General features: G+C 62.6%; 14 protein-coding genes. 11 read left to right on the top strand and 3 right to left on the bottom strand.

The annotated features are described in order from the left end of the window. Positions 1-36 precede the first annotated feature (36 nt). Together EJ079_RS15705 and EJ079_RS15710 are read right to left on the bottom strand one after the other, a co-directional pair. Positions 37-885 carry an endonuclease/exonuclease/phosphatase family protein gene (locus EJ079_RS15705; RefSeq protein WP_127809443.1) on the bottom strand — a complete coding sequence of 283 codons (849 nt, stop codon included), beginning with the start codon at positions 883-885 and terminating at the stop codon, positions 37-39. Positions 886-995: 110 nt separating this feature from the next. After that, complete coding sequence (locus EJ079_RS15710; protein ID WP_127809444.1) at positions 996-2,459, bottom strand: phosphatidylserine/phosphatidylglycerophosphate/cardiolipin synthase family protein; 1,464 nt, start codon at positions 2,457-2,459, stop codon at positions 996-998. A gap of 304 nt (positions 2,460-2,763) precedes the next feature. Here EJ079_RS15710 and EJ079_RS15715 point away from each other — a divergent pair, with 304 nt between their 5' ends. The 11 genes from EJ079_RS15715 to EJ079_RS15770 all read left to right on the top strand — a co-directional run bounded on the left by EJ079_RS15715 (position 2,764) and on the right by EJ079_RS15770 (position 17,920). Continuing rightward, positions 2,764-2,967, top strand: a complete 204-nt coding sequence (locus EJ079_RS15715) for a hypothetical protein (protein ID WP_164749109.1) — start codon at positions 2,764-2,766, stop codon at positions 2,965-2,967. Positions 2,968-3,622: 655 nt separating this feature from the next. Beyond that, positions 3,623-4,144 carry an AraC family transcriptional regulator gene (locus EJ079_RS15725; RefSeq protein ID WP_127809445.1) on the top strand — a complete coding sequence of 174 codons (522 nt, stop codon included), beginning with the start codon at positions 3,623-3,625 and terminating at the stop codon, positions 4,142-4,144. A 196-nt stretch (positions 4,145-4,340) separates the two neighbouring features. Next, a complete protein-coding gene (locus EJ079_RS15730; protein WP_127809446.1) occupies positions 4,341-9,638 on the top strand; it encodes a YadA-like family protein in 5,298 nt (1,765 codons plus the stop codon). Positions 9,639-9,645: 7 nt separating this feature from the next. Then, complete coding sequence (locus EJ079_RS15735) at positions 9,646-10,203, top strand: invasion associated locus B family protein (protein ID WP_127809447.1); 558 nt, start codon at positions 9,646-9,648, stop codon at positions 10,201-10,203. 13 nt (positions 10,204-10,216) lie between these two features. Further along, positions 10,217-10,885 (top strand): hypothetical protein, encoded by a 669-nt coding sequence (locus EJ079_RS15740; protein ID WP_127809448.1) that lies wholly within the window; start codon positions 10,217-10,219, stop codon positions 10,883-10,885. Positions 10,886-10,924: 39 nt separating this feature from the next. After that, positions 10,925-11,386: a DUF4189 domain-containing protein gene (locus tag EJ079_RS15745; protein WP_127809449.1), complete on the top strand. Its 462-nt coding sequence runs from the start codon at positions 10,925-10,927 to the stop codon at positions 11,384-11,386. Beyond that, the gene (locus tag EJ079_RS15750) at positions 11,383-11,919 is read left to right on the top strand and encodes an invasion associated locus B family protein (protein ID WP_245481874.1); all 537 of its coding nucleotides are present in this window, start codon (positions 11,383-11,385) and stop codon (positions 11,917-11,919) included. Before EJ079_RS15745 ends, EJ079_RS15750 begins: the two co-directional genes overlap by 4 nt. Before the next feature lie 423 nt (positions 11,920-12,342). Continuing rightward, the gene (locus tag EJ079_RS15755) at positions 12,343-13,791 is read left to right on the top strand and encodes a TolC family protein (protein ID WP_127809450.1); all 1,449 of its coding nucleotides are present in this window, start codon (positions 12,343-12,345) and stop codon (positions 13,789-13,791) included. 39 nt (positions 13,792-13,830) lie between these two features. Beyond that, on the top strand, positions 13,831-15,963 hold the full coding sequence (locus EJ079_RS15760) for a type I secretion system permease/ATPase (RefSeq protein WP_127271964.1): 2,133 nt from the start codon (positions 13,831-13,833) through the stop codon (positions 15,961-15,963). Positions 15,964-16,005: 42 nt separating this feature from the next. After that, positions 16,006-17,295, top strand: coding sequence for an HlyD family type I secretion periplasmic adaptor subunit (locus EJ079_RS15765; RefSeq protein WP_127320297.1), 1,290 nt, complete (start codon positions 16,006-16,008; stop codon positions 17,293-17,295). After that, positions 17,285-17,920: a ribbon-helix-helix domain-containing protein gene (locus tag EJ079_RS15770; protein WP_127809451.1), complete on the top strand. Its 636-nt coding sequence runs from the start codon at positions 17,285-17,287 to the stop codon at positions 17,918-17,920. Before EJ079_RS15765 ends, EJ079_RS15770 begins: the two co-directional genes overlap by 11 nt. A gap of 59 nt (positions 17,921-17,979) precedes the next feature. Here the strand turns inward: EJ079_RS15770 and EJ079_RS15775 are convergent, their stop codons facing one another. Continuing rightward, positions 17,980-18,909: a transglutaminase-like cysteine peptidase gene (locus EJ079_RS15775; RefSeq protein ID WP_127809452.1), complete on the bottom strand. Its 930-nt coding sequence runs from the start codon at positions 18,907-18,909 to the stop codon at positions 17,980-17,982. Between the last annotated feature and the right edge of the window lie 139 nt (positions 18,910-19,048).

A 19,048-nucleotide genomic window follows, 5' to 3' on the forward strand; every position in this document is an offset into this window, starting at 1 on the left:
GTTAACTCGGGGAAGAACTGGGCGTTCCGTCTAATTTTACACGCTTTGCGACGCGGAAGACATTAAGGCGTTATCGTCTACCCGCTCCAGGCGCACCAAGGCCGTCAGCGGCAGGTGGTCGGAGGCAACGCGCGAAAGCGGCGTGTCATGCGCGTTAATGGCGGCAATCATGCCGTGCCTGTTGGCCATGATCCGGTCGAGCGCCAGCAGTGGCAGGTTCGACGGGAAGGTGGGGACCGCCGGCGGCTGCGGGCCGAACGTTGCATGCAGCGTGTTGAGAGCGGAGCGGTTGCCAAGTCGCCATTCGTTGAGGTCGCCGAGCAGCAAGGTCGGTCTTTCGTCCGGGCTGTTCATCAGGTCGAGCACGACGCGCGCCTGCTGGGAGCGCGAGCGGCGCAGCAGGCCGAGATGGGCGGCGATGATGCGCAGCGTCTGGCTTCCGTCGAGGTCGATCTCCGCCACCACCGCGCCGCGCGGCTCCAGTCCCGGAAGCTTGATCTGGTGCACGTCGCGAACGACGCCCTTCTTGAACAGCAAGACGTTGCCATGCCAGCCATGGCCCTTGCCGGTGGCCGAAATCGGCACCGGAACCAGGCCGGTTTCCCGTTCGAGCCGGGGCAGGTCGAGAAGCCCATTACGGTCGCCGAAGCGATTGTCGGCCTCCTGCAGCGCGATGAGATCCGGATCGATTTCGCGGATGACGCGGATGGTCCGTTCCGGGTCGAATTTCCTGTCGACGCCGATGCATTTGTGGACATTGTAGGAGGCAACCAGCGTGCCGGTGGTGGCTGTCGTCTTGAGTGCGGCGGCATTCGCTTTCTGCATCCGGCGGTCACGAAGGGACAGAAGCATGGTTGCCGGGAGGCTGCGTCCAATTCTGTGCATCTCTGTGCTGCTCGTCCTCGCTGGCATCAATTCAGAAGCCGGATACAGTGAAAATAGGCAATTTCCGCGTATGTTCCATGACGGACGAGTTCCTCAAGCGCAACTCCGCCTTAGAGATAGGGTGAACCGAGCCACAATACCCGGTCGAACAGCCTGATAAGAAACGGCCGGGCTCGCAAGGCTTCCAGCGTCACCGGCACGGCGGAGGCGATCGCCGACCCGATCCGCGCCTCGATCTCGCTGGCAAAGCCGGCATCGAGCACCTCCAAGTCGATCTCGAAATTCAGCCGCAGCGATCGGGCGTCTAGATTGGAAGAGCCGACATAGGCCCACACTCCGTCGATCGAAAGCAGCTTCGAATGGTCGAACGGTCCCTCGGTGCGCCAGACACGGCAATAGTGTTTGAGCACCTGATCGAACTGCGCCATCATCGCGCGGTCGACGAGGAAAAGATTGTTCACCGCCGGCACCACGATGTCGATTTCGACCCCGCGCCTGCCGGCGGTGATCAGCGCGCTGATCAGTTCCCGATCCGGCAGGAAATAGGGCGACATCACGCGTATAGACTTGCGGGCGACCGAGAATGCACCGATCAGCAGCTTGTGGTTGGTCTCGTTGCTGGCATCCGGGCCGGAAGCGACCGCCCGCACCATCATCGGTGCGCCTGGCGACGGCGACAGCGGGGCGATGCGCCAGGCGTCGCCTTTCAGCGCCTCGTTGGTGGCGAAGCGCCAGTCCTCGGCGGCAACCGAAAAGAGGTCGGCGACGATCGGACCGGTCACCCGGAAATGTGTGTCCCTGGCGCTGTTGGAGCCGGCGAATTCGGCGGAGAAGCCTTTTCGGATGTTCATGCCCCCGGTGAAGGCGGCGATGCCGTCGACCACCAGGATCTTCCGGTGGGTCCTCAGATTGGCGTAGGGCAGGCGCAGGCCCATGACGATGTTGCCGTTGAAGACATCGGCGGGGATGTTGGCCTCGCGCAAATGCCCCAGGATGCTCGGCACCGAGTAGCGGGCGCCGACGGCATCGATCAGCACGCGGACGGTGACGCCTCGGTGGACGGCGCCGGCAAGCGCCTGGACGAAGAGCAGGCCGACGGCGTCATTGTCGAAAATATAGGTCTCGAGCAGGACGCTGCGCTCGGCACCATCGATGGCCGCGCACATGGCGGCATAGGCCTCGTCGCCGGTCTCCAGCACATCGATTGCATTTCCAGGATTGAGCGCGCGCCGCGCCACCCTGTCGCCCAATGTCCGCAAGCCCGTGAACCGTTGCCCGTAGCGCTCGACGATCAGAGCCTCTTCGACAGCGACGTCGCGCTCGTGCTTGGCGGATACCGCGCCATCGGCAAACGGGCGCTGGGCGGTGATCGTGGCGCGGCGAATGCGGTTGATGCCGGCGACGGCATAGATCAGCACGCCGAGAATCGGGGACAGCACCATCACGCCGACCCAGCCGGTGGCGGCGCGGACATCTTCCTTGGTCATGACGGCATGGACGATGCCGAGCGTCGCCATCACCACGGAGATGATCGCCAGAATTTGCGGCCAGTGAGTCGCCAGGGTCGCCAACATGCCGAGACTATCCAGCGAGCGGTTGCAGAAGGCAATGCAGCCGCTCGTGCCGTGCATTCGGTGGATGGTGGCATGCGGCCTTGGCTGAAGAGTTCGACCGGCCGCAGAGATCGATGGGTTGAAGCACCCCGATAGATCCTGTTCAGAAGGACAAACCTGACCCAGGGGAAGCATAAAGCCTGGCATCGTCCTGTTCTTCCCAGGCCCACCGAAGCCTCTTATGCTTTGGTACCACCTCTATTGTATATCAGGAGGATGAATTTAGTTATATAAACACTTTGATTGATGGCGAGGGGGGCGCTGAATGATGAAATTCAACTTCGATGGACCTCCCGGCGATGACGCAGTTGCGGACACGTCGGCAGAATGCCAACGCCAATTGCTGCCTCTCGTCCGTGAGATCGTTCAGGCAGCGGTCGCTGCCGGGTGGAGCGAGGAGGACGTTCTTCTGGGGTTTGTGGAACTTACATGGGATTTGTACGAGAATCGTCGCGACGATCTGCAATGACCGGCAGCAAATCGGGTAGCTCTGCATTGCCTTGAAGGGCTGCTGAATTGGTCGAATTGTCCAAACCTGAAGCAGGGCTCCGAACTCAGGCCAACCAGAGGCCTCGCGGCAGCGGGCTCGGTGTGGCAGCTTTTGCGCGGGCAGCTTTCACGATAGGAATTTTTTCTTGACTCGGTGACCTCAGCTAAGGTATAAATTCGTGCATGGTGCTGATTTGCGCCAGTGACCCGCCGAACAGGCGGGTTTTTCGTTTGATGCTCCGTCAGCCAATGCGCCGGCGAAGGTTCCGAAATGGTCCAGCCCTTGCCTTGTTGACTGGTCCGTCTTCTTATCCCGAACAAAATTTTTTCTTTGCGTACGGATGTTATTCACACTCCGCGCCATGTGCGTTACGTTGGATCCGGGTCGGGCTAAGGGGGATTTCAGGCGGCGGACAAGCGGCTGAGGCCAGGCAATGAAAAATACGGACGATGCTCGGGAAAGCGGCGTTTCCCGGGGCGTCAATCGAGAACGGACAGCTCGATTTGTCCTGGACATAATTCCTGAAAGCGCCGGGCCCAGGAGGGTCACCGCGCGGGGGAGTGTCATATCCTCCGTCCGCGATCCCGTCTCGCAGACATTCATCGTTCGCCGTCCGGCCGGAACGATCCGATGAATGGCGATGCCGGTCGGCTTCGATCAATCACGAATTGTTTTTCGGGGGAACGAGGAGGAAGGCCTCCGGTTGAACCTCATCTGGGACGTGTCAGGAGGCCGAAAAATGCCGGGTGATGATGGTTTCCCCGGACCGGCTTCCGGAACCAATCTGCGACAGCCGACGCTCAACGCGAAAGGCGGACTTTCGGTCCGCAGCACACGCCGCGTGCAGGAATTTCTGGACAAGAACTTTACGCGCAAGCTGGCGCTTGCCGAAATGGCCGCTGTTTGCGAGCTTTCGCCGTACCACTTCATGCGGGCTTTCTCGAGGACGTTCGGGGTGCCGCCGCACCAGTATGTCCTCGAGCTGCGGCTGGATTTGGCTGAAAGACTGCTTGCCGACAGCCGCATGACGATCGCCGACATCGCGCATTCCTGCGGATTTTCAAGCCAGAGCCATTTTACCACCGTGATGAAGAAATACCGCCAGGTGACGCCGCTGCAGCTGCGGGTGGGCAAGCTTAACGCCAAGGTTAGATGAGGCGGCGCTTAGGTCGTTGCTTTATTTCTTGGTTTTAAAGCATTGGCTAAGGTAACAAGCCGTTAACCTCTGCAGGTTTGCTCCGATCTTTTCTCACAAGGCAGCAATTTCGTGAAATACCGCGGGCAGGAATCATGTCTTCCTGCGGTGGAGCGGAATTGTCAGACATTTCGTGCCGGCCAGCGGAGAGGGAACCATGACCGACAACCAGTTTTCGAACGGCTCGCTTCTTGTTCAGCGTCGCGCGGCGCATTTCGCCGGGCACTGGATCGCGGGGGCCGATGTCAGTTCCCGCTCGGTTCGCCGCCGCCTGATGGCGGTGCTGCGGATGGCGCATCGTGCGCTCGGTATGGGGCGCAAGCGCCTGGGGCTGGGAACTTTGGGCGTTGGCGGGATGCTCGGGGCCGTGGTGGGGATCATGGTCCCGCAGCCGGCGTTCGCGCAGCTTGCCATTGGTAACGGGGTTCTGACCAACACCGCGAACTGCACGACTCCCTCCGCGGGGGTGCAAAGCACAGCGATCGGATGTGCCACCAGCGCCACCGGCTCCGCCTCGACCGCCATTGGTGCTGGCGCCAAGGTGAATGGTGACAACGGCGTGGCGATAGGCACCGGTAACACCGCAACGGGCAATGCTTCGATCGCCATCGGCTATACGATGAGTGCCACTGGCCTCAACGCCATAGGCATAGGCGTCTTCGCGAACGCGACCGGCGTCAATGCTCTTGCCGTAGGCGGGAACGCCCGCGCGCTCGTGGATGGAGCATCAGCTTTTGGTGTCAACAGCACCGCAAACGGGGCGAACGCGACTGCCATCGGCTCCACGGCTACTGCTGGCGCCGCCGCGACGGCCGTTGGCGTATCGAGCCAAGCGACCGGCGGCAATTCCGTCGCTATCGGCAGCGTAAGCCAGGCTTCGGGGAACAGTTCGACCGCCCTCGGCACGGGGACCGTCGCCAACAGCTTTGGTACCGCGGTTGGATCGACCAGCCAAGCAACCGGCGGCAACGCGACCGCAATGGGAGCGGGTAGTAACGCAAGCGGCGGCAATTCGATAGCGCTGGGAGTGGTCAGCCAGGCGACCGGCGGCAATTCTCTCGCCGCCGGGAACGGCGCCAACGCCAGCGGAGTCTCGGGCGTCGCCGTCGGCAACGCTGCTAGGGCGACCGGCAACAGCTCAACGGCACTCGGGGTGCAAGCGGTGGCGATCGGCGACAGCACGGTTGCGGTCGGGCAGGGTGCGGGTGCCGGCTCGACCACCGGAAATGCCAGCTCGGTCGCGGTGGGCATCGCGGCAGGCACGCTCGTCAGCGGCGGACAGAATACCGCTGTCGGCGGCGGCGTCCCAAGCGTCTTGAGAGGCGCTGGCTCCGGCGTCACGGGGCAGCGCAATGTCGCCCTCGGCACTGGTGACGGCGCCGTTGCCTATGACGCAACGCTCTCCGCCTCCGCGGGCAATCTGGTCACCGGCAACGACAACATCGCGATCGGAACCAATGCCGGTATTGGTGTCGCCGTCAGCAACACCGCGTCGATCGGCCACAACGCTCAGGCCAGCCAGACTAACGCCGCCGCCATTGGCACGGGATCCATCGCCAGCGGCGTGAATTCCATCTATCTGGGCGCACGCTCCGCTGTCGGAACGGGGGCTCTCGCTCAGAGCGCGATCGCTATCGGCGTGGACGTGACGGCAAACGTGGCTGATGCCACGGCGATCGGCCGTACAAGCGTGGCATCGGCCCAGTTCGCCGTCGCAATCGGGGTAAATTCCCGTGCGACGGGGATAAGCTCGTCAACGCTCGGCCCCAACGCACTCGCCTCAGGCAATTTCGCATTGGCTTTCGGCAATGCCGCCGTGTCGAGTGGAATCGGCTCGGTCGCGATTGGATCGGGTGCCCAGGGCACGGATGTTGGCGCCGTGGCGCTCGGCAATGGCGCCCGTGCGACCCTCGCGCGCGCAACGGCGCTGGGCGTTAGCGCATCGGCGAGTGGCGCGAGCGCGCTGGCGATGGGCGATACCGCGAACGCGAGTGCCCAGAACGCGATCGCCGCCGGAACGAACGCGGTCGCAAACTCCGTCGACGCCGTCGCCATCGGCACCAACGCAAACGCAAGCGGCGGCAAGGCCGTCGCAATCGGCGCGGACAACGTTGCTTACGGCGACGGCGCGGTCGCCATCGGCGATCCCAGCTTCGCCAGCGGCACCGGCGCCTTCACCGGCGGCGCCAACAACATAGCCAACAGCGACGGCACGGCGACCGCCACCGCGGCCAACATGGCCAACGGCGCTGTCGCCATCGGCAACAACAACAAGGCGATCGGCCAAGGCTCCGTGGCGCTGGGCAACGGCTCGACCGCGGGTGCCGCCGGCCTCGCGGGCAATATCGCGCTTGGCGATGGCGCGACGGCGGCGGCGAGCTCCGGCGACGTGGCGCTCGGCTCGGGCTCGGTGACCACCACGGCGGTCGGCACGGCCAGTGGGGTGGTCAATGGCACCACCTACGCCTTCCAGGGCACCAACCCGACTTCGACGGTCAGCATCGGCGCGCCTGGTGCGGAACGCACCATCACCAACCTGGCCGCGGGGCGGATCAGCGGGTCCTCGACCGACGCGATCAACGGCTCGCAGCTCTTCGCCACCAACCAGGCGGTCGATGCCATTGGCGCCGTCGTCAACAACATCAATGTCGGCGGCGGCATCAAGTATTTCCATGCCAACTCGACGGCGGCGGACTCCTCGGCGACGGGCACGGACTCCGTTGCGATCGGACCCGTCGCGACCGCAACGGGGACGAACGCCATCGCGGCCGGTGTCAATTCGAGTGCATCCGACGCCAATGCGTCGGCCTTCGGCAGCGGCGCCGTCGCATCGGCGCTCGACGCAACGGCGATGGGATACATTTCCAACGCCTCGGGTCAGTACAGTACGGCCATCGGCGCCAATGCCAACGCGACAGCCACCTCCAGCACCGCGATCGGCCAGAACTCCTTTGCTACCGCCCTTCAGGCGACCGCTGTGGGCGTGGGAGCGAATGCCGGCGCCCAAAATGCGGCCGCTCTCGGCGCGGGAGCGAATGCCGGCGCCCAGAATGCGATTGCGCTTGGCGCCCTCTCCAGCGCCGTCAATGCAGGCGACGTGGCGCTCGGCTCGGGCAGTGTCACCGACGTCGCCGTCGGCACGCCGAGCACCGTGATCAACGGCACGACCTACGCTTTCCAGGGTACCACTCCGACTTCGACGGTCAGCGTCGGCGCGGTCGGTGCGGAACGCACCATCACCAATGTCGCCGCGGGGCGGATCAGTTCGACGTCGACCGACGCCATCAACGGTTCGCAGCTCGCCGCCACCAACCAGGCCGTCGACGCCATCGGCACCACGCTCAGCACCATTGGCGGTTCCGTGACCGATCTCGGCAACACGATCAACAACATCGCCGGCGATACCTCGACCGCCTATACCGACGCCAATGGCGAGGGCATCCGCTACGCCCGCACCAACGAGGCCGGTCTGGCGCAAACCGATTCCTTCGCACAAGGGGTCGGCTCCACCGCCGTCGGCTACCAGGCGACCGCGACCGGCGACAGCGCGCTGGCGCTCGGCCGCGACAGCAATGCCAGCATCGACGGCGGCGTGGCGCTCGGTTCGGGTTCGGTTTCCGATCGTGCGATCGCTCCGACTACCGGGCAATTGCCCGCCGGCCCATCCAACTTCATCCAGTACAACACCACCGACAAGACGCTGCTCGGTGCCGTTTCGGTGGGCGATGCCACCTCGTACCGGCAGATCACCAATGTGGCCGACGGCACCCAGGACCAGGACGCGGTGACGGTGCGCCAACTCGCCGGCGCCATAGCTGCCGTATCGGTCACCTCGACCAAGTATTTCCATGCCAATTCGGCGGCGGGCGACTCGCTGGCGGTCGGGGCAGAGTCGGTCGCGGTCGGTCCGACCACGGTCGTCAACGGCGACAACGGCATCGGCATCGGCAACGGCGCCATCGTCGACCAGACCGCACCCGGCGGAACTGCGATCGGCCAAAACGCCCATGTCATGCTGGCCGACGGCCTGGCCTTCGGCACCAATTCGCTGGCGTCCGGCATCCAGTCGGTGGCGCTCGGCGCCGGCGCTCAGAGCACCTTCCTCAACAGCGTGGCGCTCGGTGCGCAGTCCATCACCACGGTCGGCGCGCAGGCAGGCTACACGGCCTTTGCGCTCGCCGGTCCGCAAACGTCGGTCGGCGAGGTGTCGATTGGCTCTGCCGGGGCCGAACGCAAGCTCACCAATGTCGCGGCGGGCTCTGCCGACACCGACGGCGTCAACGTTTCGCAGTTGCGCGGCGTGACGCAAAACGTCAGCAACCTGTTCGGCGGCGGCACGACCGTCAATCCCGACGGCTCGATCACCGGCCCGACCTACAACATCCAGGGCAACAATTATTCCACCGTCTATGACGGCTTCACGGCCGTCGACAATGCGCTGACCAGCATCAGCAATGGCGGCGGCATCAAGTATTTCCACGCCAACTCGACGCTGGCCGACAGCATCGCCGGCGGCACCAACGCCGTTGCGATCGGACCGGAGAGCGTGGCGAGCGGCACCGACAGCCTGGCCGCGGGACATGGCTCGACGGCCGCTGGGCAAGGCGCCGTCGCGCTCGGTCAGGGCGCGCAAGCAAACAATGCCAACGATGTGGCGCTCGGTTCCGGTTCGGTGACGCAGACCGCCGTCGGGACCTCCAGCACCGTCATCAACGGCAAGACCTACACTTATGCCGGAACGACTCCAACCGGAACCGTCAGCGTCGGCGACGCCGGCGCCGAGCGGACGATCACCAATGTCGCTGCCGGCCGCGTGTCTTCCGACAGCACCGATGCGATCAACGGCTCGCAGCTCTACGCCACCAATACGGCGATCGAGGATCTGAAAGCCGGCGTCGGAAACCTTACCGAGAACGCGGTGACCTATGACGCCCCGGGCGGCGTCAAGTCGAACACCATCACGTTGCAGGGCGGCGACGTCAACGCGCCGGTCGTCATCTCCAATGTCGGCCCCGGCGTCAAAGGGACCGATGCGGTCAACGTCGACCAGATGAACCAGGGCCTGACCGCGGGCAAGAGCTATACGGACAACCGCGTAGCCTACGCTATCGATACGTCCAACGACTACACCGACAAGGTGGCGGTCACGACCTTGCAGCAGGCCAACGACTATACCGACCAGAAGCTCAGCCAGCTCAATTCGGACATCAGCGGCATCCGCGACGAGGCGCGGCAGGCGGCCGCAATAGGCCTTGCGGCCGCCTCGCTGCGCTATGACGACCGGCCCGGAAAGCTGAGCTTGGCGGCGGGCGGCGGCTTGTGGCGGGACGCAGGCGCGTTCGCCTTCGGTGCGGGCTACACCAGCGAAGACGGCCGCATCCGGGGCAATCTGTCGGGCACGGCCGCGGGTGGGCATGTCGGTGTCGGCGCCGGCATCAGCTTCACCTTGAACTGAGACAGGAATGAAAGGACTTGTTGCCCTGACCTGCCTGGCACTCTGCGGCGGCCTCATGCCGGCCGCCGGGCAGGTCGCGTCGACCTACAGGATCAAACCTTCGGACGTGGTGGTGCCGCCCGAGGTGAAGCTCGGCGACTATCAGCGCACCATCCGCCCATTCGATAACTGGACGCTGATCTGCGACGAGAACCTCAAGGCCCGCAAGAAGGTCTGCAACGTCTCGCAGATCATCGAGGACGCATCAGGCAAGATGGCCTTCAGCTGGTCGCTTGCCGCCACACAGGACGGCAAGCCTTACATGATCCTGCGCACCGCTGCGAATGCCAGGAGCGATGGCCTGGTGTCGCTGAAGTTCGATGGGCAGAAGCAGCCGATCGACGTGCACCTGAACGGCTGCAACGAAATGGTCTGTGTCGGCATGTTGCCGGTCGGCCCCGTCATGCGCCGACAGATCTCGCAGAATGCGACACCGGCGATCACCTATTCGACAGTCGACGGCCAGACGATCACCGTGACCGCAACGCTCAAGGGGCTGTCAGAGGCCCTTTCACCACTCAAATAATCGGGGCATCACCATGAGCCAGCAGGACCAGTTCACGTCCGCGAAACGCACTCCGGCCGTCGAGGCGGATCGGCAGAGGCGGGCCGAGCCCCCAAGGCGGCGCTGGCCACGCGTGGCCGGATATTCATTGCTGGGATTGGTCGTGGCGGGGCTTGGCTTCGCCGCCGGGAACTATGCCGCGATCGCCAATCTGGTCGGCGGCGCGACGGCCGCACCTGCAGAAACTGCGGCGGCCCCCGTGCTTCCGGACATGCCCTTCCTCGAGCATGTCAAGCAGGCCGGTGTGCAGGCCTGCTCGACCGTCTATCCGGCGCTCGGACAGATTCTGACGAACGGCACGAAATACAGCGTCAAATCCCTGTGGAACGATCAGGCGGCCGACAAGCACGCCATTCAGGCCTTTGTCGGCATGGACTATGCGTCGGAAAGCTATAGCGGACCGGCCGCCGGCATCGTCTTCGCATCGCCCACCGCCACGGGTTGCGAAGGGGCGATGGTGCGGGTGGCGCCATTCGCCAGCCCTTGCGCCGACATCGCATCCATCCTGCCGCAGGGCAGCAAGATTACCGACCATCTCGGGCAGGTCGAGGTCTACGAACTCGGCGGCAATGCCGGTGAAGCGCTTCTCCTGCCGACGGGCAAAAGCTGTGTGGTGATCTCCCTCGCTTCGGCGGCGAAGTAGGACGCGAAGCGATTGAGGTTAAGGAAAGGATGGCCGACCATGAGATCGCAGGCTTTGGCAGTTTTGGGCTTGACCCTGTTGTGGAGCGGACAAGTCGTCTCAGCCGACCTTGTGGCCCCATCGGAGCCGCAACAGGAGGAAAAAGGCATATGGGCGGCCATTGCCTATTCGCAGGCCGATAGCAAATACGGCTTCTTCTGGGGCGCCGACAAGCGGCAGGAAGCGAAGGACATCGCACAGAAATATTGCGAAAACGCGGGCGGAAAAGCCTGCAACGTCGTCACCGTCTTCCGCAACCATCGCCATTGGAATGATGACGACGAGACCGGCTTTCCCTACAAGCACTGCGGTGCCCTCGCCGTGGCGGACAAGGTGGAGAACCGTTTTACGCCCTGGGGCGTGAACTCGGCAGAGACCCGTCGGGAAGCGGAGGATCTCGCTTTGCAGGCCTGCGAGGCGACGGGAGAGAAATGCAAGATCCGCGAGTGGGTCTGCACATGAAGCCTGGCCCGAAGGCCGTCTCCGCATGTGGGGCAATTCTATTCTCGTTGATGTCGCCGGCGTCCGCCCAGCAACAGGTGGCGGCTGTCCCGGACGGACCGTCATCGCTGCGTGAGGTCTATCAGGACTGGAGTGTGACCTGTTCGGTTCGCGAGAAGGCGAGAGTGTGCTCGCTCGCGCAAGACCAGGTCCAGCAGAACGGGCAGAGGCTTCTTGCCGTGGAGATCGCGGCACGCCCGGACGGCTCGACGACGGCTACCTTGCTTTTGCCCTTCGGCATCCTGCTCGATCCGGGCGTGACGCTGCAGATCGATGATCAGCCGCCACTGTCCCCGCAGCGATTCAGGACTTGCCTGCCGACGGGTTGCGTCTCCGTCTTTACCGTCGATCGGCCGACGCTTGGAAAGCTGAGGGGAGGCTCGGTGCTGAAGCTCAATGTCACGACGGACGCCGAGACCCCGCTGAGCTTCCCGGTGTCGCTTCGCGGCCTGACCGCGGCGCTCGACCGCATGGTGGCGTTGAGCGCAAATTAGAGATACGCGCTGACCAGCTTTTGGCCGTGATGAGCGACATGACGCGCAAGCCGGCCGCCACTATGGAGTATTTTTTGGACGCGGCACCCAAGGGGGGCGTGCCTGAAAAAGCGTTCAACCTCCGGTTGGATTGTCGACAACCGCTATCCGAACCGGCCATGATTCTGGGCATATCGGCCCACTGGCTGCGATTTTTTGTGCTTCCCCACTGAATGGGGCGTCCGGATACAACCGCAGCGAGCCGACGTTATGTGCTATTTTTGCTACATCTCGCAGCCTTGTTGCCCAAAAAGGCTATTTAGCGCCCTCTAAATCAATAATCGCTCACACATTTCGTGAATTTGTGAATAATCCACCGACGGGCAGGCCTTGGCTTGGTTAGCGCTCTGAAAAGGACGCTGGGGAAACGTTAGGGTGGGATTAATGAATACGACAAACATGTCGACCATAGGCAGGCGCCTTGGTCTTTTGATGGCGGCCACCATGCTGACCTGCGGGGGTGCTCATGCGCTTACGCTCAAGGAGGCGATGGCTGTCGCGGTGGAATCCAATCCCGAGATTGGACAGGCGATCGAAAACCGCGAAGCAATCGAGTTCGAGTTGCGGCAGGCCAAAGGCCTTTACCTTCCCAGTGTCGATGTCGAGGGATCGGCTGGCGTTCGCCGGCTCGACAATTCGTCCCGGCGCTCGCTGTCGATAGAGAACGATTCGCTCTATCCGGCGGAAGCGAATCTGGTGGTGACCCAGAAATTATTCGACAGCGGAGCGCGTCGCGCGGAATTGAACCGCCAGGCATCGCGCGTCGACGGAGCGTCGTTCCGGGTGCTGGAACGGTCCGAATTCATCGGGCTGTCCGTTGTCCAGGATTACCTCGAATACATGCTGCAGGCTTCGATCGTTTCCGAAGCCAAGAAGAATCTGGGTTTCCATCAGGCGATACTCGGCGACATCCGGCAAGGCATCTCAGGCGGGGCGTTGAACGAGGCCGACCGCCAACAGGCCGAGGAGCGTCTGTTCGCGGCCAAGGCCCGCATGCAGGAGGCGACCGAAGAGCTGGAAGCCTCCAAGATCCGGTTCTTCAAGACCGTCGGCAAGCCGCTGGTCAATGCTTCGCGGCCGGGTGACGTCGCCGCCGCGCTTCCGCGGTCACTGGATGACGCGATCGGCCTGGCACGACAGAACAATCCGCGCGTTCACATGGCCACCAGCGATATCGACGCCGCGGCTTCCCTGGTGGATGCGGCCCGGGCGAAATATGGCCCTGAAGTCATTGCTGAAGGTCGGGCCAGGGCAGGCACCGACATTGACGGCGACGACGGGGACACCAATGACCTGCAGGCGCGTCTGGTGCTGCGTTGGAATTTGTATCGCGGCGGCATAGACAAGGCCAATGAACAGGAGCAGATCCGCCGCGCCAGCGAGCAGCGGCTCGCCTATCATCAGGTCTTGCGCGAAATCGAGGAAGCCGTTCGCACCTCATGGGATCGCCGTTTCCGGCAAGCCGATCTGGCGAAGACCCTGAGGCAACAGGCCGCCGCCAATGAAAAGCTGGTCGCTTCCTATCGCGAGCAGTTCAAGGTTGGACAGCGCTCGCTGCTCGACGTGCTCGACGCGCAGAATACGCGGTTCAACACGGCAACGCTGGCCGATACCGCGTCCTACGCATCGCTGTTTGCCCAGTACCGGCTCCTGGCCGCGACCGGACAGTTGCTGAAAACGATGAATCTCGAGCCGGCAAAGCAAGCGACAGCCTATGCGCGCACCGAGTTTGCAACACCGGAAACCGCGGACACCGAGACCTATGCGCGGACGCCATCGGAGCAGAAGAACGACCTGCCATTCGATATCCTCGCCCCGGTGAGGAAGAAATAAGACGACGCAAGGTCCAGCGAGCGTCCTGACGGGCAGATCGTGAACCAGCAACCCAATATCCTCTCCCCCAAGGAGGCGTTCAAGGCCTGCTTCTCGGCCGTTGCCGGATATCTCGGCAGGCCGAGCGCGGAGACCGTGCTGTTTGCCGGCGTGCCGCTCTCGGACACGCGAATTGCGGCCGACGACATCAGGCACCTTGCCGAACGCATCGGCCTGGAAGTCACCGAGTTCAACCACCGCGATTTTCTCAGGGGGCGTATCGACCTGCCGGCAATCGTCTTTCGCGTCAGCCAATTGCCGGTTGCCCTGCTCGCTCTGGGCGAAGACGATGCGTATATCACCGCGCCCCAGGAAGACGGCCGCACCACGATCGGCCGATCGGAACTGGCCGCCAGCTACATCAGCGGCGGCGCTTCCTTCTCGATCACCTATGCCAATGCCGCCGAGACCATGTCGGTCGGCTCGGCGGCCAGGATCGAGCGGAGACATTGGCTTACGGGGACGATGGGCGCTTTCTGGCGCACCTACTCAAAAGTCGTCCTGGCGGCGGTGTTCATCAATCTGCTGGCCATAGCCTCGCCGATCTTCACCATGAACGTCTACGACAGGATCCTGCCGAACAAGGCAATATCGACACTATGGGTGCTGGCTCTCGGCATCGGCGCGGTCATCCTGTTCGACCTGCTCTTGAAGACGGCCAGGGCCTCCCTCATCGACTATGCCGGGCGCAAGGCGGATCTCCGGATATCCTATCTGCTGTTCGAGAAAGTGCTGAACTCGTCGCTGTCGGCGCGCCCCGGCTCGACCGGTGAATACGCAAACAGGGTCACGCAATATGAATTCGTCAGGGAGTTCTTCACCTCCAACACCATAAGCGTGTTCATCGACACGGCATTCGTCTTCGTCTTCCTCCTTGTGATCTATGCAATAGGCGGATGGCTGGTGATCATACCGGCGCTGGCCTTCGTGATGTCCGTCATCGTCGGCCTGATCACCCAGCGCCGCATCGGCAAGCGCGTCGCCGCCTCGATGAACGAAGCGTCGCAGCGCCAGGCCCTGCTGGTCGAATCCATCTCGACGCTGGAGACCATCAAGTCGTTGCGCGCCGAGGCCTATCTGCTGCGAAAATGGGGAGAGCACTCCAAGAACGCCGCCAACACGTCCGAGAAGATCAAGCAGCTTTCGGCGGCGGCGGGCAACATCACCCAATCCATACAACAGCTGGTGACCGTCGCCCTGGTCGTGGCCGGCGCCTATGCCTTCTCGGAAGGCCATGTTTCGACAGGAGCAATCATAGGAACGGTGATGCTGGCGAGCAGGGCCGTGGCGCCGCTCGGCCAGATCGCCATAACGCTGTCCCGGTTTCGCCAGGCCATGCTCTCGCTGAGAATGGTGAACTCGATCATGGCTCAGCCGGAAGATCGACCCGACACGGTGGGCTTCGTCAACCGCCCCATCCGCAAGGGGGCGATGGTGTTCAGGAATGTCGGGTTTGTCTATCCAGGCTCGGAAAACGAGGTTCTGACCGGCCTGAATATCTCGGTCAAGCCGGGTGAGCGGATCGGCATCATCGGCCGCATAGGATCGGGAAAGACGACGATGGGGCGGCTGATCGGCCGGCTCTTCCTGCCGACTTCCGGTGAGCTGCTGCTGGATGGGATCGACATTCGCCAGTATCACCCGTCCGAGGTTCGCGCCGCGGTCGGCATCGTTGCGCAGGCCGGCGACCTGTTCTCGGGCACCATCAAGGAAAACCTCCTGATGGCATGCCCCGAGGCTACAGACGAACAGATCATCGAAGCGGCAAAGGCGGCCGGTGTCGACGATTTCGTTTCACGCCACCCGCGCGGCTACGACATGAATGTCGGCGAGCGCGGCACCAATCTTTCCGGCGGCCAGAGGCAGACGGTGGCAATCGCACGCCTGCTGCTGACCAAACCGAAAATCGTCTTTCTGGACGAGCCGTCGGGCTCGATGGATCTTGCATCGGAACGCCAGTTGATCAAGCAGCTCAAAGTCGCCTTCGACCGCGACACCACGCTGATCGTCTCGACACATCGCTTCAGCATGCTTGAGCTGGCCGACCGCCTGATCGTTATCGAACAGGGCAGAATCGTTGCCGACGGACCGAAGGACCAAGTCATACAGGCGTTGCAGAAAACAAGCGCCTGACAAAACAAATATTGCTGCATCCAATGCGTTGGGGCGTGGGAAATGCTTGCCAGAGAAGATCGACCGCCGCTGTTTGCGTCGGCGTCCATATTCATCATCGGAGCGCTCTTCGTGGTCTTCGTCGCCTGGGCGTCCTTTGCCGAAGTCGATGAGATCGCACGCGGCGACGGCAAGGTCATACCCGCTTCCAAGACCCAGATCATTCAGGCGAGTGAAGCCGGTGTCGTTCAGGAAATCGCCGTGACGATTGGCCAGGTGGTCAAGAAGAACGATCTCATCATCCGCCTGGACAACACGCTCAACACGTCCAGTCTCGGCGAGCAGCAGGCCAAGGCGCGCGCGCTGGAAGTGCGCATAGCAAGGCTGAAATACGAACAGGCCGGCAATCTCTCGGGCCCATTTCCGTGCCCGCAGGACATCCAGTCGGTCGCTCCGCAAATCTGCGACAACGAACAGAAGCTGCTCATCGCCCGGCGCGGGAACTTCGATAACAAGCTATCCGTGCTCAAGTCACGCCTTGACCAGCGCGAGAGGGAACTGGCCGAGGCGCAGGCCAATTCCGATCGTCTTACAAAGAACCTGGTCGTCAGCGACCAGGAGGCAAAATTGGTCGACGCGATGGTCAAGAAAGGCCTGATGGCACGGACCGAGCAACTCCGGGTGGAGCGCGAACAGACCGAGCTCAACGGCCAGCTGAACCTTGCGGGCGAAACGATAAAGAAGATCAAATCGTCGATCACGGAAGCCCAGCTTCAGGTCGAGGAACTCGGCCTGCAATTGCAGCAGGAGGCGTTGGACGACCTGACCCAGGCGCTGGCTGAACTGTCGGTGGTGGATGAGACCATAAGGGGAGCCACCGACAAGGTCGCGCGCACTGATATCCGTTCTCCCGTGGATGGCATAGTCAACACGCTGGAGCTTAACACGGTAGGCGCCTTCGTTCAGCCTGGCGCCGTGGTGGCCGGCATCGTGCCGACCTCCGAGACGTTGCTGGTGGAGGCACGGGTCTCGCCACGGGATGTCGCGTTCATCCGTCCAGACCAGGAGGCCCTTATCAAGGTCACCGCCTATGATTTCTCGATCTTCGGCGGCATCGAGGGCAAGGTCTCGAACATCACAGCCGACAGCCTGGTCGATCAGAAAACGGGGGAACCCTACTATCAGGTGCGTGTGGCGACCGACAAATCCACCCTTCAAAGAGACGGCAAGGCCTATTCGATCATCCCCGGAATGATCTGCTCGGTCGACATCAAGACCGGGCGCAAGACGATCCTGCACTACCTCCTGAAGCCGATCAACAAGGCGCGCGAGGAGGCGATGAGTGAGCGGTAGCGCCAGCCTTCATCATTCCGGTCGGCTGCTGCCTCCAGTCGCCGCCGAGGATTTTGGACTGGAATTCCGGGTTGTGGCGCGCGGCGGCATCCGGCGCGGCATCCGTCTGGAGCGGGCATTCTGGATGTCGCTGAAGCAGATGGCCGAAAGCAGGAAGTGCACGATCGGCATGCTCATCGACGAGATCGCCGAAAGCCAGGCACAGACAGGCAATTTGACATCCGCGATCCGGGTGGCCTGCATGCGTGGGTTGGGAGACGAAAACCTGACCCTGCGAAGGCTTGCATCGATCAACACCATCAACGCCATACTGGTCGCTTGCCCGTCTCCGGCCTTTGCCCTGGCTTCGTCGAAGAAGATCCTGTCGTTCAACGCGCCGTTCCAGCAATTGGTCAAACGTCAATTGCCGATCGCCCCAAGCGATGACGCACGGCACGATCTCAAGCTGGCGCTGGACCTCAATGTGGCCGACATATTCGCGCGGCTCGATGCCAATGGCGAATCGCCGGTGGCCACCGGTTTTGTCATCGGCGCGGGCGACCGTCGATACCGGGGACAATTGAATGCGGTGCGGGCTCCGGTGCTCGAGCCGGAGCTGCTGATGGCGTTCGTCTTCGGCGGCTAGAGCAGTTCACCGTTACACTTACCGGAGTTGCTCTGCATGCATCGCCAATGCTGGCGAACCTATGGCTGAAAGCCTTCGCCGGGTGCGACGGTTGCGAAACCGCCCTTGATGTCGGCCATCTGGGCTCCGCCCGGTCTTGAACCGTGGATCCAGGCCCGGTCCGTGCTGAACGAATAGAGCGGAACGTAATCCGGAAGATCGCTGTCACGCACGACAGTGTTGCTGAGGCTGTCGAGAATGAAGGTGCCGCTGCCTGTGCTCACCGACAGCACTGCGTGAAAGAAGCCTCTCTTGCGATCCTGGAGGACGACAAGCGCCATGCTTTGCGTGGGAATGCCGGCCCTCAGCAGGGCTGTCATCTTGAGGATGGCAAAATCCTCGCAATCGCCTGCTCGCCGCTCGAGAATCTCCGAAGGCTTCGCCCAATAGTCGAGCTTGCCGTAGACGACGCTGTCTTTCCTGTAGGCGATCAGGCGATTTACGCTGCTGTTGACGAAGGACAGCTTCTCGCTGAATCCCTTGCCTTGTGCGGCGGCGATCATGCCGGCAAAAGCCGCGCTCTTGTGCTCGCAGGGGCTGCCTGCCGAACAAGCGGCGATTGCCCGGTAGACCGGCGCCCAGCGAGCCGCGACGGGAAAATTGCGCATGGACAAGGCAACCGATCCGAATACCCCCGGAATAATCGACGCGGTCTGCAGCGGATCTATCCCGGCGTCATCTCGCGCCGTTGACGAGCCATCCCCGCCGCCGACATCTGGGCCATAGCTGCCGGTGACCATACCGACCCGGTAAGCGCCCGCGGGCTGCCAGGGCTGAGGCCTCGCCAGCGAAACACCGCCGAGACTGGGTGGCGTCTGGACCTTCTCCTGAGGCCAGCCGGGTGCGGCGATATCGCTCGCGAATGACGGCCCCGCCAGGCCGACAAGCCCGATTGCCAGCAGGAGCATCTGGAGCCGGGTTTTTCCCGGAACTGATTTTTGCTTTTTCATAACGCCCACCTTTGACTGTGGACGCTACCAATCTTGTCTCAAATTATTGGAAAGGAAGGTGGATAAATATCCAGCAACTGTCTTTATCCACTTTGCTTAAATTTTTATTCAAATTTATACTTTGATTTGCCGAAAAATG

The organism is Mesorhizobium sp. M7A.F.Ce.TU.012.03.2.1 (assembly GCF_004006095.1).
Lineage (GTDB): Bacteria > Pseudomonadota > Alphaproteobacteria > Rhizobiales > Rhizobiaceae > Mesorhizobium.